This window comes from Leucobacter viscericola, assembly GCF_011299575.1.
Lineage (GTDB): Bacteria > Actinomycetota > Actinomycetes > Actinomycetales > Microbacteriaceae > Leucobacter > Leucobacter viscericola.
The window spans coordinates 789,543-804,483 of the sequence record NZ_CP049863.1; the positions used below are offsets into that span (position 1 = coordinate 789,543).

Consider the following 14,941-nt stretch of genomic DNA (forward strand, 5'->3'; position numbering starts at 1 on the left):
TATAAAGGTACAGCCCACCACTGACACTGACGCCATACGGCGGCGGCGCGCCCGATATCAGCGGCGGCGCAGCGTGCGAACAGCCTTCTTTACGAGCGGGAGCCCCTCGGTCCAGATCGCGTAGCCCGGGCCCGGGCGATCCCACGAGCCCGCGAGCAGGTTCTCGTGCGAGGCCCAGCCCTTCTTGAAAGTTGTGACGCCGTCGTTGATCAAACCGCCGAAATCGTAGCGCTCGATCCCGAGGTTCTTCATCTCGCAGATTGCGTGCCACTTCAGCGCATAGTTCGCGCGCAGGCGCTGGCCGATCTCGTTCATGCCACCGTAGAGCTCGAACGCGGTGCGCGAGGACTTTGCCAGAAACAGGAACGCAACTGGTTTACCGTCGACATAGCTCGCCCACACGGGCGCATCTTTGCCGAGCATCGAGAACGCGTCGTGGTAGTAAGAATCCTCGTGTAGCCCGAAGTCGGCCCGCTCGCTGGTCTCGCGATACACGTCGAGGCACTCGTCAAGCTGCGCGGCGGTTGTCACGGCACGGATCTCGAGGCTCTCCTCACGGCCAGACTTGCGCACGTACTGGCGGTGCTTCTTGCTCATGTCGCGAATCAGGTCGTCTTCAGACAGGCGCAGGTCGAGGATCAGCGTGCGCGCGGGCAGCACGGGCGTTTTCGTCTCGCGCCAACCGGAACCCAGCTCAAACTGCCCGGCATCCTCATCCGGCTCGATCGACACCGCGACAGCCTTGCGGCTTCCACGAACGTAATCGGCTACGGCGTCAGCGATCTCAGCGGGAGCTGGTGAAGCAGCAGGAAGGTCAGGATCCTGAACCGACCGCGCGAGCACCGGCCCGCGGGGCGCATACACAAAACCTCCGAGCGGCCCCGGCAGTGTGCGGGTCAAGAGCTGGCACGCACCAACAACGAGACCGGAAGCGTCAGTGACAAGCACCCGCTCCGCGCTCCAGCGGTGGGCAGACTTCAGGTCTCCCCAGCCCCAGAGTTGCAGCGGGTGACCGCCAAACTCCTTGACGGTCGAATCCCAAACGGCACGGTCGGTGCACGGGTTTACGGTGAGCGAGCTCAAGAACGGTTCCTTCCGAGTTTGCTGGACACAAAGTTGGTGAGTTCAGCAAGTTCTGGTGATTTGAAGAGACGAAGGCCGAGTACATAAACCGCGGCAACAACCGCAGCAACTGAAAGGGCAAAGAATACCGCGATCACAGCGCCCGCCGAGGGAGCCGCCATCCGCAGCAGCCAGGCCATAAGCAGTCCAACCACGAGCGCAGGAATTGCGGCGAGCACGTACTTTACGATGCTTTGCATGATTCGTTTACCGTCGATTGAACCGATCTTGCGACGCAGCAACCAAGTAGCAAGTAACGCTTGGACGATGGTCGCGAGAGACCAGACTAGGGCAAACAGCATGCCAACGAGTGATCGCGGTGCGAGCAGCAGCAACAGTGAGAACACGATCACCAACCCCATTTGGATGCTGGTGAAGATAAACGGTGTGCGCGTATCTGAGAGCGCATAAAACGCTCGTTGAACCACAAACAGAAAGCTATAAGCGGCAAGGCTAATCACGTAGGCTTGCAACGCCTGAGCAAACTGGTCAACCTGCAGTTGCGTGGCACCAAAGTTAATGATCCGTGAGACGAATGGTGCGGCAGCAAACAGAGCCACTGCGGCGAGCACCATCACGAGAGAAATCTGCCTTGCAGAGGCCGAGAAGTCTGCTCGAAATTCAGCGATGCGGCCTGTCTGCCCCCACTCGGCAAGCCGCGTGAAGTAGGCCGTCGCTAGCGAAACAGCAATGACCGAGTGCGGCATCATGAAGATCAACCAGGCGTTGCCCATCGCACTCGTTGATGGCCCGTCGCCCGATCCCGTGGCGACAACGTTGTTAGTGATGAGGCCACCAAGCTGCATGACCACGATCGTTGCGAGACTCCAGCTGGCAATGCGAGCGGTATGGCCTAGACCCATACCCTTCCATTTGAAGTCGGGGCGATAACGAATCCCCGCTTTGCGCCACGCTACGAAGAGAATGAGTGCCTGTGCCATTACGCCAAGTGTCGCACTACCAGCAAGCACACCAATAGAAAGCGGATCCCAAGTAAACTCCGTGCGCACATTACCTTTGGGATCAGCTCCGAACATCAGAATAAAGATGATGGTGCCCGTGATCCCGATCACGTTGTTGAGTACGGGTGCCCATGTGAAGGGCCCAAAGACACTGCGTGCATTCAGGACTTCGCCCAGCACAGTGTAAAGACCGTAGAACACAATCTGAGGCAGGCACCAATAGGCAAAGCCTGTCGCCAAGGCGAGTTGAGAAGGAGGCCAATCAACCGCTGTGATGAAGACAATCCACGGCGCAAGCAGCATCGCGATGACCGTAATTCCAAACAGCGCAACAGATATCAACGTCAGGATCTTGTTGATATAGCCGCTGCCACCATCGGCATTTTTTGCCGCCCGCACGATTTGAGGCACGAGCACCGCGTTGAGCATGCCTCCGAGCAGAATAATGTAGAGCGTGTTCGGAAGGAGATTGCCGTTCGCAAAGGCATCCGCAGACACCGACCCCACAGAGCCGATGGCGAATGCTAACAGCACCGCCTTCACGAGCCCAAGCACCCGCGACACCATCGTTCCCGATGCCATCACCGCGCTCGAGCGCATCAAACTAGCTGCCATTAGTAGTAGGGATCCTTCCGCACAGCGAGCGACCATCTTCTCATAAGTCGGTCGCCGAGCTTTACCCAGAAGCTGTAGGCGCGTGGATTGAGAGGCAACTCAAAGGCACCAACGTAGTCGGTAATCTCGGGCGCGAAGGAGCGTTTGAACTGCCCCACACCGTGCAGCGGATGCGTTTTGTCGTCCGCGCGATCAGCCGGTGGCGCACCACAAAAGTCATGCACAACAGCGCCACGCTCGTTCGCCCAGCGAATCACTCCCCACTGCAGGGCGTGCGAGGCACCGTAGGCGTTCTTCGCGCGCACCGAGGCGCCATCTTTGTAGGTGGTCTTCGCCCCGAGCGCCATTGCAAAAGCACCGGCGACAAGTTCAGGCGAGCCGTCAGCACCGACAGCATGGGCAAAGAACATCTGTCCGGTGCCCTCGCGCTTAAAGGTCTGCCAGAATTCGCGGTAGTACTTCTCGCTGCGCAGCACAAAACGCCCCTCGGCGGTCTCCCGCAACAGCTTGTACAGCGCCGCGCAGTTCTCGTCACTCGCCATCACACGCGTCACGACGATGCCGTCGCGCCCGGCGCGGTTGATCGCGTTACGGGCCTTCTTGCCCAGACGAGCAAACACTTCGTCTTCGGTACCCGAGACATCCATCAACACGGTTGAGGGGTTCGGGATCACGCGCACCGTCTCCAGATACCCCGCCTGCTGAATTGCAGCCGCAGCATCAGGTCCGAGTCGCGGCTCGATCTTCAGCAAAAAGGCACCACGAGACCGCGCAAGGTCCGCCACAGCGGCCGATACCTCAAGCACCGCGGCAGTGTCTTCACCCGCGGGACCTGCTGGCAGGTGCCACCACTCCCCCAGAAACGGCACCCGCTTTGCGAGCACCGCGACGGCAATCGCTGGGCGATCCTGCCTGGTCACCATCAGCCGATACTGCCGGTAGCGCCCCTCGTTCTGCTTGACGTCGAGGTAGCAGCTGCCACCCCAGACCTCGCCGCCACCGGGGTTGGCGGCGACGAGAGCATCCCAATCAGCGTATTCACGATCGGTTGCGAGTCGAGCAGCGACCTCGCCGCCGCCCGCAGTACGCGCGACGACGCGAGCCACGAGCTACACCACCACCACGACTGGAACGATCATCGCCTTGCGACGCAGCTTCGTTCCGACCCAGCGCCCGACCGTGCGACGCACGATCTGCTGCAGCTGGTGGTGATCCTTCATGCCGTCCTTCATCGCCTGCTGCAGCGCATCGGCGATCTGCGGCTTGATTGAATCAAAGACGTGCTGATCTTCCGCGACACCCTTTGCGTGGATCTCAGGACCAGACACGATCTGCGCCAGGCTGGTCTCAACCACGGTGATCACCGAGATGAAGCCCTCTTCTGCCAGCGTGCGGCGATCCCGCAGGTCATCGTCAGTCACGCGTCCGACACTCTTGCCGTCAACGTAGATGAAGTCGATGTCAATCTGACCGACCGCGCGTGCGACCCCGTTCGAGAGGTCAACAACCGTGCCGTTCTCAGCAATAACCGTGCGGTTCTGCGGCACACCCGTTTCGATCGCGAGTGCGGCGTTCGCAACGAGCATGCGGTACTCGCCGTGGATCGGCATCACGTTCTTCGGCTTCACGATGTTGTAGCAGTAGAGCAGCTCACCAGCGGCGGCGTGGCCCGAGACGTGCACCTTCGCGTTGCCCTTGTGCACAACGTTGGCGCCGAGCTTCATGAGGCCGTCAATGATGCGGTAGATCGAGGTCTCGTTGCCCGGAATCGAGCTGGAGGCCAAGATGACGGTGTCACCCTCGCCGACCTCAACCTGGTGCTCCTGGTTGACCATGCGGCTGAGCACGGCCATCGGCTCACCCTGCGAACCGGTGGACATGTAGACGATGCGGTGATCCGGAATGTCGCCGCTCTTCTTCAGATCAACGATCACGCCGTCTGGCACGTTGAGGTAGCCGAGGTCGGCAGCAATCTTCATGTTGCGCACCATCGAGCGGCCGAGCAGCACAACCCGACGGCCGTTGGCGTGGGCAGCGTCGAGCACCTGCTGCACACGGTGGACGTGGCTCGAGAAGCTCGCGACAACAACCTTGCCGCGCGTCTTCGCCATGACCTGCTCGATCACGGGTCCGATGTTCTTCTCGGAGGGCGTGAACCCGGGCACGTCGGCGTTGGTCGAGTCGGTCATGAAAAGGTCTACGCCCTCTTCACCGAGACGGGCAAAGGCGCGCAAATCAGTGATGCGGCCGTCGAGCGGCAGCTGATCCATCTTGAAGTCACCCGTGCCGATAACCAGGCCGGCCTCGGTGCGGATCGCAACTGCGAGCGCATCGGGGATCGAGTGGTTCACGGCGATGAACTCAAGATCAAAGGGGCCGTGCTTCACGCGGTCACCCTCAGAGACCTCGCGGGTCTTCGGGGTGATGCGGTGTTCCTTGAGCTTTGCGGTGATGAACGCCAGCGTCAGCTTCGAGCCGATCAGCGGAATGTTCTCACGCTTCTTCAGCAGGTACGGGACGCCACCGATGTGATCCTCGTGGCCGTGCGTCAGCACGATCGCGACGATGTCGCCGAGACGATCCTCGATCTTGGTGATGTCGGGCAGGATCAGGTCCACGCCCGGGTGCTGCACCTCTGGGAAGAGCACACCACAGTCGACGATCAGCAGTTTGCCGTCGATTTCGTACACGGTCATGTTGCGACCGACCTCACCGAGACCACCCAGCGGTGTGATGCGCAGGGTGCCTTTCTCGAGTGCGGGCGGTGCGTAAGGCGGATTGGGCACTGGGCCTCCTGTTGTTAGCGAGTGGTGCCTGCAATTTTCGGCAGGGCACCGCCGGCAGCCGCGTTGCGGTCCGGCCTGAAGTTTGAAAGATCGATGCCGAGTACATCGGCGTTTGGAAGGCTGCTGACAAGCGACAGCTCATCTTCGATGAGAGCGGCTTCCCACTCTTCCGGTCCGACCAGCGGCAAGCGCACACGCGGGCTGCCAATACGGCCGAGGCCGTGCAAGATGTACTTTGCAGCAACTGTACCGGGTACGTGCGTCATGACGGCGCGCACGAGCGGTTCGAGGCTCTGGTGTGCGTCGCGTGCCGTGTGCAGATCGCCTGCGTTCACCGCGTCAACGATGGCGCGGTAGGGAGCCGCCGCAATGTTGGCGGTGACCCCGATGAGGCCGGTAGCCCCGATCGCGAGGTGGGGCAGCACGTTGGCGTCGTCACCCGAGAAATACATGAGATCGGTCTGGTTTAGCACACGGCTGACCTCGCTGAAGTCACCCTTCGCATCTTTCACCGCGAGAATGTTCGGGTGTTTTGCGAGGCGCAGGATCGTCTCGTACTTAATCGGAACACCCGTGCGGCCCGGGATGTCGTACAGGATCACAGGCAGATCGGTCGCGTCGGCAACCATGCGGAAGTGCGTGAGCAGACCGGCCTGGGTCGGCTTGTTGTAGTAGGGCGTGACGATCATGACGCCGTCTGCCCCGGCCTTTTCGCTGGCTTTGTAGAGCTCGATGGCGTGGGCGGTCTCGTTCGAGCCACCACCCGTAATCACCTTCGCGCGCCCGCCAGACACCGACTTCGCAACCTCAACGAGCTTGATCTTCTCGGGGTCGGTGAGCGTACTCGTCTCACCGGTCGTGCCGGTGACGACGATGCCGTCAGCTCCGCTCACGATGCAGTTATCGATGTGCTGTTCAACAGCGACCCAGTCGACTTCGCCGTCCGCCTGGAACGGAGTAACGAGTGCAACGAGGACCTGTCCGAAGGGATTCTCTACGTTTGCCACCGTACTAGGCTACCGGACATTACTGCGCGCGCCGCCAGGGCCCCGCCGATTGCCCCGTCAGGATCGGGCGGAAGTTAGCTGCGAACCCAGCGTTCGAAGCGATAGCCGAGCCCGGAGGCAGCCACCAAAGGAGTCCCAGCATCTTGCAGGCGCCACCCCTCTTCGGCCTCAAACTCGGGCGCAAACGTGTCGGCGTCGGGCACGTCGAGCTCGATCCGCGTCACCACAAGCTCATCTGCGAGAGGCAGTGCCTCGCGGTACAGCTGGCCACCGCCCATAATCCAGGCGTCCGCAGCTGCGTAGTCGATTGCAGCGGCGAGCGACACAACAACGGTCGCCCCCTCCGCAACGTAGTCGGGATCCCGCGTCACCACGATGTTCGCGCGCCCCGGCAGCGGCCGAAACCGCTCAGGCAGCGATTCCCACGTGCGGCGCCCCATGATCACGGGAGCGCCGAGCGTCACGCGCTTGAAATGCGCAAGGTCTTCGGGCAGATGCCACGGCATCACGCCGTCGCGCCCGATCGCCCCTCCGCGGGCTTCGGCCCAGATCATGCCGAGGCGATGCGTCATACAGCCACCGGCGCCTTGATGCCCGGGTGGTGCTCGTAGCCCACAACCTCGAAGTCATCGAGTGTGTAGTCGAAGATCGAGTCTGCCCTGCGAAGTTCGAGCTTCGGGTACGGGAAGGGATCCCGAGCTAACTGCCGCTCGACCTGCTCGACGTGGTTGTCGTAGATGTGGCAGTCACCGCCGGTCCATACGAACTCCCCAGGCTCCAGCCCGGTCTGCTGCGCGATCATCAGCGTGAGCAGCGCGTAGCTCGCGATATTGAAGGGCACCCCGAGGAACATGTCGGCCGAGCGCTGGTACAGCTGGCACGACAGTTTGCCGTCGGCGACGTAAAACTGGAAGAAGGCGTGGCAGGGCGCGAGCGCCATCTTGTCGAGTTCGGCCACGTTCCAGGCCGAAACGATCAGACGACGCGAATCGGGGTTCACCTTGATCTGCTCGATCACCTGCGAAATCTGGTCAATGCTCTCGCCGTTAGGGGTTGGCCAGGATCGCCACTGCACCCCGTAGACGGGCCCTAGGTCGCCGTCAGCGTTCGCCCACTCGTCCCAGATCGTCACGTCGTTTTCGCGCAGAAAAGCGACGTTCCCCTCGCCGCGCAAGAACCACAGCAGTTCGACCGCGACGGACTTGAAGTGCACGCGCTTGGTCGTGATCAGCGGGAACGAGTCGGCCAGGTCAAAACGAATCTGTCGCCCGAACAGGCTACGGGTGCCGGTGCCTGTGCGGTCCGACTTCGGTGTGCCGGTCTCCAGCACTTCGCGCAACAGGTCTTCATAGGGAGTCAGGATCGCAGCCACCCCGCAAGTGTACCTCCGATGCAGTGAAAAACGGCCCGGACCCCACCGGGATCCAGGCCGTTCTCTGTCAGCAGATTAGCGGACGCGACTAGTTGAGACCGTCGTCGAACACGTCAACCGCTGAGGTGTCGTCACTCGCATCGGCCCGCGAGAGCACCTGTCCGCGGAAGAACTCCGGCTGCGCCTTCGCCTGCACAAACATCAGCACAACGCCGAGGCCGAGCACAACCACGCCGATAATGCCAACGAGCCCAATACCGGCGATGTTGCTGCCCGAACCGAAGTCAGGGTTCATGCTGTCGATTGTGGTCTGCACGAAGACTACGAGCAGCAGGATGCCACCAATCGCGGGCAGCACAATCTTCGAGATCACGGAGCCTACGCCTTCGCGACGTGCGGTCTTGCGGAAGTACCACGGGCTCGCGAGAGCCGTGATGCCGTAGTAGAAGCAGACCATCATGCCGAGCGCGGTAATCGTGTCCCAGAGCACGTCCTCGCTGATGAAGCGCATGACCGCGTAGAACGCCGAAGCAACGATCGACGACCACAGCAGTGCCACGTAGGGCGACTTGTACTTCGGGTGGATCCGCTTGATCGACGCGGGCAGCGCCTTGTAGTGCGACATGGCGAGCAGCGTACGAGCCGGCGAAATCGCGGTCGAGTTGATCGAGGCGAGTGCGCTCACGAGAATCGCGAGCGACAGCAGGATCGCGGCCGGGCCCATTACCGGGTGCGCGAGTGCCGCGAACACGTTCTCCGCGATGGCTGAGTTGTTGAGGCCGGTTCCGGTGTCTCCCAGGCCCGCATAGGCCACGGTCGCGGCGGCGGTGCCAACGTAGAGCACAACGAGGATCGCAACGAGAATCATCGCGGCCTTGCTCTCGGTTGAGATACGCCCCTTCGACGGCTTCGTTTCTTCACCCATGGTCAGCACGGTGTCCCAGCCCCAGTACACAAAGATCGACACGGCAATACCGGCCGCGAACGCGCTGAAGCTGTCAACCTCGAACGGGTTAAACCATGAAAGTTCCGGCAGCTGACCCGCGGCGTTTGCGGGGTCAGCGGCACCCATAAACATCGCAATAATGAACCACACCAGCACGGCCATCTGGAAGATAACGGTGATGTACTGGAACACCTTTGTCGAGGTCATGCCCCGGAAGGAAATGTAGGTCGCGATCGCCATGAACGCGAGACACACTGCAATATTGATGAACTTGTTGCCCGCGATATCTGCAATAGACGGGTCGTTGAGCAAGATTCCGAGTGATTGGAACAGGAACTCAACCGCGATACCGGCGAGGTTCGAGAGCACCAGCACGGTCGCTGCGATGAGGCCCCAACCGGCCATCCAGCCAACCCACGGGCCGAACGCGCGGGTAGCCCAGGTGAATGATGTGCCCGAGTCGGGCATCGCGGAGTTCAGTGCGCGGTAGCCGAGCGCTACCAGCAGCATGGGGATGAACCCCATGAGGAAGATCGCAGGGGTCTGGTATCCGACCTCGCTGGCCGCGGGCCCGATGGCGGCGGTCAGCGTGTAGGCCGGGGCGCAGGTCGAGATACCGATGACGAGCGCGCCGAGCACCCCAACAGTTCCGGAGGGAAGACCCTTCTTGCTGATTCCGGTGACCGAGTCTAGGGTTCGGGTTTCCGGTGCGGGGGCATTCAGGTCGTATTTGGCCACGTGACTTCCGTGCTTTCTGGCGCTTCGAGCGCTCATTGCTCTGGGAAGAAAGTCATATTCTCGGGGTCATGGGGCCCCGATGCTTTCTCCCGCGGACGATTGTAAGCAGAAGCTGCGAAAATGCCTAATTTACGTGATATTACCTTCGGATTTCGTTGCGTTCTAGAGAAATCGCTTGTCGGATCGCCCCTCGGGCACGTTTTCGGTCACCACAGGCGTCGTACACGATCCCGAGCCGCATCCAGGCCTGCCAAGATTCAGGATCGGCCTCGGCTTCTGCTTGATACCGCGGAAATGCAGCGTCGGCCTGTTCCCGATCGGGCCGTCCGGTCGGCGACACATCAACCTGCTCGTCGGGCATGAGCCCCGCTTGCGCGAGGCGATCCGCAAGCCTGGTTGCCTGCCTGCCGAACATCAGTTCACGAAGCAGCGCCCAGACCCCGATAATCGGCAGCACCAGCATGGCCACACCCATGATGATCGGGATCGCCTGGCCCGAGGCCAGCAGCGCCACCGCGCGGATTCCGACAAAACCGAAGTACAGCACCAGCAACACGCTGATGGTGACAACCCCGAGGATGGCGCGAGATCGAGCTCCCATGTCTACAGGCCCTTCTGATTTGCGAGGATGCCGTCGAGGCCAAGCACACCCTCGAGGCCCACGGTCAGGCCGCTGGCAGTCTGGAGCGCGGCAAGCGCCGCCACGATGCCCGCGCGGTAGGCCTCGTCTGAGTGGGTGTCGTGTGTGATCGAGAGCACCTCGCCCGGGCCGCCGAGGCGGACCTCTTGCTTCGCAACAACACCGGCGAGGCGGAGGCTGTGCACTGGAATACCCGCAACGAGTTCGCCACGCGCCGGCTGATCGGCGAACGGCGCCGCTGTGGGTGCTCCGCCGCGGGCCGCAGCCATTAGCTCAGCGGTGCGCACCGCGGTTCCCGAAGGCGAGTCCACCTTGGCCGGGTGGTGCGCTTCGATAATCTCGATCGAGTCGTAGAAGGGCGCGGCGATCCGTGCGAGCACCGTGCCAAGTACCGAGCCAAGCGAAAAGTTCGGCACGACGATAACGGTCGCGCCAGATTCGGCAACCTTCTCGCGTAGCGGGGCAAGCTTCGCCTCAGACCAGCCGCTCGTGCCCACCAGCACTCGCTGGCCACGATCCAGTGCCCGCTCGACAATCGCCGGAGAGGCATCTGGATGGCTCACATCAACAAGAATCTGGGCGTTCGCGCCCTCTTCGACGCCGGAGCGGCTCGAGAGTTTTGCAACCAGTTCATACGCGGGATCGGCCTCGACGATTTCGCAGACGAGGCGCCCGAGACGACCTGTCGCACCGGCCACAGCAACTTTGACAGTCATGGAACTCAAACTACTCCGTTGCACTGAGGGTCGAGCGCGAGGTGTCCCCCACCGCGACGACCGTTGTCGGGGCCGCTGCCAACTCGGCGGCGATGGAGCGAATGTCCTCCGCCGTCACCGCCCGGAAGCGCTCGAGCGAGGTGTCGAGATCAAACAGCTCACCACTGCCGAGTTCGGATCGAGCAAGGCGCCCCATGCGGGTATCGGAATCTTCGAGCGCGAGCGCCGTTGATCCTGCAATCTGCCCGAGTGCACGCTCGTGCTCTTCTTCCGTAATGCCGCTGTCAGCAATCTTCTGCAGTTCGATGCGGCTCAGCTCAACAACCTCGGCAGCCTTCTCAGGCGCAGTGCCCGCGTACATGCCAAACAGTCCGGCATCGGAGTAGCTCGCTCCGAACGAATACGCGGTGTAGGCGAGTCCACGCTTCTCGCGGATCTCCTGGAACAGTCGGCTCGACATGCCACCACCGAGCACCGCGTTCATAATGCCAAACGCGAAGCGACGAGGATCACCCGAGCGCAACCCCGGGGTACCGATCATCAGGTTGATCTGCTCGCTCGGGCGCTCAGTGACGGCCACGCGCGCGGCTTCAGAGTCGCGGTGCGGGATGGCGGTCAGATCCGTGCGCAACTCGCGTCGCACAGGGGTTGCCGTGCGGTCGGTGTGCCAGCGCTCCTCGGGCGAAAAGTTGAGGGCGGTGAGCACCTGCTCAAGCAGCTTGTCGTGGTCCACAGCTCCCGCGGCAGTGACAACCAGCGTCGAAGGGTCGTACTGGTCGCGGTAGTGGCGATCCACGTCGCCGCGCTGCGCCTGGTTAATTGTCTCGGGGCTGCCACCGATTGGGCGCCCCAGCGGGTGATCCCCCATCACCTCTTCGAAGAAGCGTTCATTAGCCACATCGGTGAGGTCGTCGGCGGCCATTGCGATCTCTTCGAGGATCACGCCCCGCTCGTTTTCGAACTCTTCGGGATCGAGCACCGAGTTCGCCACCATGTCTGCGAGCACCGTCACCGCACCCTCAAGGTCAGCGTCGCGCACCTTTGCGTAGTAGCAGGTGTACTCCTTCGCGGTCAGTGCGTTGTGCTCGGCACCGATGCGGTCGAAGCTCGTGGCGATGGAATAGGCGTCGCGCGTAGGGGTGCCTTTGAACAGCAGGTGCTCGAGAAAGTGCGTGGATCCGAGGCTTCCGGGAGCGTCACCGCGCTCGCTCTGCTCGTCACGCGATCCAACGCCCACCCAGAACCCAATCGCCGCGCTGCGCGCGCCGGGCATGAACTCCGTGAGAACCCGCAGCCCACTCGGGTGCACCGAGCGGCGAACGAGCCCCCCGCTCAGGTCAACGGCGAGTTCTGGCAGATCCAGCGGAAGGGCGATAGGTTCAAGCATCCCCTCAGCCTATTCGATCCGCGCTGGCAACGTCCTTCTCAAATCGGGTGTAGCCGTATTGCGGGTTGAGCGGGCCTCAACTAGCAATATGGCTACACCCGCTTGAGGGAAGGGCGGTGCGGGCAGCGCGGACAGCATGGGCAGCGCGGGCGGGATCAAAAATGCCCGCCACCCCTGACGGGGTGGCGGGCATTTCTACGTGCGAGAGTTACTCTGCAGCGGCCTCGGCAGGAGCTGCCTCTGCCTCAGCAGCGCCTTCCTCGAGCACGGGCTCGAGTGAGAGCTTGCCACGATCGTCAACCTTCGTGATCTTCACGAGGATCTTCTGACCGATCGAGAGCACGTCATCAACGCTGTCGATTCGCTTGCCACCGGCGAGCTTGCGCACCTCAGAGATGTGCAGCAGGCCATCCTTGCCGGGAAGCAGCGAGACGAACGCGCCAAAGGCGGCGTTCTTCACGACGGTACCGAGGTACTGCTCGCCGACCTCGGGGTTCTGCGGGTTCGCGATCGCGTTGACCTGCGCGCGAGCGGCCTCAGCCGACGGACCGTCAACCGCACCGATGTACACGGTGCCGTCGTCGTCGATCGAGATGTCGGCACCAGTGGTGTCCTGGATACCGTTGATCGTCTTGCCCTTGGGCCCGATCAGCTCGCCGATCTTGTCGACGGGAATCTTCACGCTGATAACGCGAGGCGCGGTGGGCGCCATCTCGTCGGGCGTGTCGATTGCCTGGTTGAGCACACCCAGGATCGTGGTGCGTGCTTCCTTGGCCTGCGTCAGTGCGCCAGCGAGCACGTCTGACGGGATGCCGTCGAGCTTGGTGTCGAGCTGCAGTGCAGTGATGAACTCCGAGGTACCTGCGACCTTGAAGTCCATATCGCCGAGTGCGTCCTCTGCACCGAGGATGTCGGTGAGGGTCGCGTAGCGCGTCTCGCCGTCAACCTGGTCGCTGACAAGACCCATCGCGATGCCAGCAACGGCGGCGCGCAGCGGCACACCGGCGTTGAGCAGCGACAGCGTCGAAGCGCAGACGGAGCCCATCGAGGTCGAGCCGTTTGAGCTCAGCGCCTCAGATACCTGGCGGATTGCGTAGGGGAACTCGTCGCGGGCCGGCAGAACCGGAACCAACGCGCGCTCCGCGAGGAAGCCGTGGCCAATCTCGCGGCGCTTCGGGCTGCCAACGCGGCCGGTCTCACCGGTCGAGTATGGCGGGAAGTTGTAGTGATGCATGTAACGCTTGCTGGTCGTGGGCGACAGCGAGTCGATCTGCTGCTCCATCTTCAGCATGTTCAGTGTGGTGACACCCATGATCTGGGTCTCGCCGCGCTGGAAGATCGCGGAACCGTGCACGCGCGGGATGACCTGAACCTCGGCGTCGAGTGCACGAATGTCGCGCAGACCACGACCGTCGATGCGCGCACCCTCTGCGAGGATCCGGCCGCGAACGATCTTCTTGGTGACGGACTTGTACGCGCCCGAAACCTGGCCCTCGGCGGAAGCGTCAAGTGCGCCTGCCTCAACCTTGGCCACGATGGCTTCCTTGACGCGAGCCTTCAGTGCGTCATCAGCGTCCTGACGCTCCTGCTTGTCAGCGATCTGGTAGATGCCAGCGAGCTCAGCCTCTGCGAGCTCAGCGACAGCGGCGTAGACCTCGTCGGTGTAGGGCAGGAAGACCGGATACTCCTGGATCTCCTTCGCCGACTGTGCGGCGAGCTGCTCCTGAGCCTTCACGAGCTGCGACAGGAACGGCTTTGCGGCCTCAAGACCCTGCGCAACAACTGCCTCGTCGGGCTTCGTGGCGCCAGCCTTGATGAGGTTCCAAGAATCCTCAGTGGCCTCAGCCTCGACCATCATGATCGCGACGTCTTCCTTGCCGTTCTTGTCAACGATCACACGACCGGCAACCATCAGGTCGAAGACGGCGTCAGCAAGCTGTGCCTCGTTCGGGAACGCAACCCACTGGTCGCCGATGAGCGCGAGGCGCACACCAGCAATGGGGCCTGAGAACGGCAGACCCGAGATCTGGGTCGAGGCGCTCGCCGCGTTGATCGCGAGAGCATCGTAGAACTCACCCGGCGCGATTGAGAGCACGGTGACAACGATCTGGACCTCGTTGCGGAGACCGTCAACGAACGACGGGCGCAGCGGGCGGTCGATGAGACGGCAAACCAGGATCGCCTCGGTCGAGGGGCGTCCCTCACGACGGAAGAACGAGCCGGGGATCTTGCCCGCGGCGTACGAGCGCTCTTCAACATCGACGGTCAGCGGGAAGAAGTCGAAGTGATCCTTCGGGTTCTTTGATGCGCTGGTGGCCGAGAGAAGCATGGTCTCTTCGTCGAGGTACGCGGCGACGGCACCCTGTGCCTGCTGCGCGAGACGGCCGGTTTCAAAACGGATGGTGCGCTTGCCGAACTTGCCGTTATCGAGCACGGCCTCCGCAAACTTGATTTCAGGACCCTCCACGGGAACTCCTTACATACGTGAGCGCGTGGCAGACAGCCTAGGACGCTGCGGCAACCGCAGGCGCTGATCAACAGTAGAAGACCACCCTCACTATTTACCCCGTAGATCGAGAGGGATCCACCACCGAAGACCAGCCCGCCAGCCGACGAGCTCGGTTCTTCGTTGATGCGGGCAGACGCCCGC

General features: G+C 62.2%; 12 protein-coding genes. All 12 read right to left on the reverse strand.

What is annotated here, in order from left to right:
* Positions 1-57 precede the first annotated feature (57 nt).
* Positions 58-1,083, reverse strand: a complete 1,026-nt coding sequence (locus G7068_RS03820; RefSeq protein WP_166289159.1) for a lipid II:glycine glycyltransferase FemX — start codon at positions 1,081-1,083, stop codon at positions 58-60.
* Entirely contained in the window at positions 1,080-2,699 is a 1,620-nt protein-coding gene (gene murJ / locus G7068_RS03825) for a murein biosynthesis integral membrane protein MurJ (RefSeq protein WP_166289162.1), read from the reverse strand. Before murJ ends, G7068_RS03820 begins: the two co-directional genes overlap by 4 nt.
* A complete protein-coding gene (locus tag G7068_RS03830; protein ID WP_166289164.1) occupies positions 2,699-3,805 on the reverse strand; it encodes a lipid II:glycine glycyltransferase FemX in 1,107 nt (368 codons plus the stop codon). Before G7068_RS03830 ends, murJ begins: the two co-directional genes overlap by 1 nt.
* Before the next feature lie 3 nt (positions 3,806-3,808).
* Entirely contained in the window at positions 3,809-5,485 is a 1,677-nt protein-coding gene (locus G7068_RS03835; RefSeq protein ID WP_166289167.1) for a ribonuclease J, read from the reverse strand.
* A gap of 14 nt (positions 5,486-5,499) precedes the next feature.
* Positions 5,500-6,492, reverse strand: coding sequence for a 4-hydroxy-tetrahydrodipicolinate synthase (gene dapA, locus G7068_RS03840; protein WP_166289170.1), 993 nt, complete (start codon positions 6,490-6,492; stop codon positions 5,500-5,502).
* A gap of 74 nt (positions 6,493-6,566) precedes the next feature.
* On the reverse strand, positions 6,567-7,064 hold the full coding sequence (locus G7068_RS03845) for a dihydrofolate reductase (RefSeq protein ID WP_166289173.1): 498 nt from the start codon (positions 7,062-7,064) through the stop codon (positions 6,567-6,569).
* Positions 7,061-7,864: a thymidylate synthase gene (locus G7068_RS03850; RefSeq protein ID WP_166289176.1), complete on the reverse strand. Its 804-nt coding sequence runs from the start codon at positions 7,862-7,864 to the stop codon at positions 7,061-7,063. The genes G7068_RS03845 and G7068_RS03850 overlap by 4 nt, the downstream gene beginning before the upstream one ends.
* A gap of 88 nt (positions 7,865-7,952) precedes the next feature.
* A complete protein-coding gene (locus G7068_RS03855; RefSeq protein WP_205881340.1) occupies positions 7,953-9,548 on the reverse strand; it encodes an APC family permease in 1,596 nt (531 codons plus the stop codon).
* Between the two features lie 139 nt (positions 9,549-9,687).
* On the reverse strand, positions 9,688-10,149 hold the full coding sequence (locus G7068_RS03860; RefSeq protein WP_166289182.1) for a tetratricopeptide repeat protein: 462 nt from the start codon (positions 10,147-10,149) through the stop codon (positions 9,688-9,690).
* Positions 10,150-10,151: 2 nt separating this feature from the next.
* Complete coding sequence (gene dapB / locus G7068_RS03865) at positions 10,152-10,904, reverse strand: 4-hydroxy-tetrahydrodipicolinate reductase (RefSeq protein WP_166289184.1); 753 nt, start codon at positions 10,902-10,904, stop codon at positions 10,152-10,154.
* A 10-nt stretch (positions 10,905-10,914) separates the two neighbouring features.
* Positions 10,915-12,291, reverse strand: coding sequence for a M16 family metallopeptidase (locus G7068_RS03870; protein WP_166289187.1), 1,377 nt, complete (start codon positions 12,289-12,291; stop codon positions 10,915-10,917).
* A 208-nt stretch (positions 12,292-12,499) separates the two neighbouring features.
* Positions 12,500-14,758, reverse strand: coding sequence for a polyribonucleotide nucleotidyltransferase (locus G7068_RS03875; RefSeq protein ID WP_166289190.1), 2,259 nt, complete (start codon positions 14,756-14,758; stop codon positions 12,500-12,502).
* Positions 14,759-14,941: the final 183 nt, after the last annotated feature.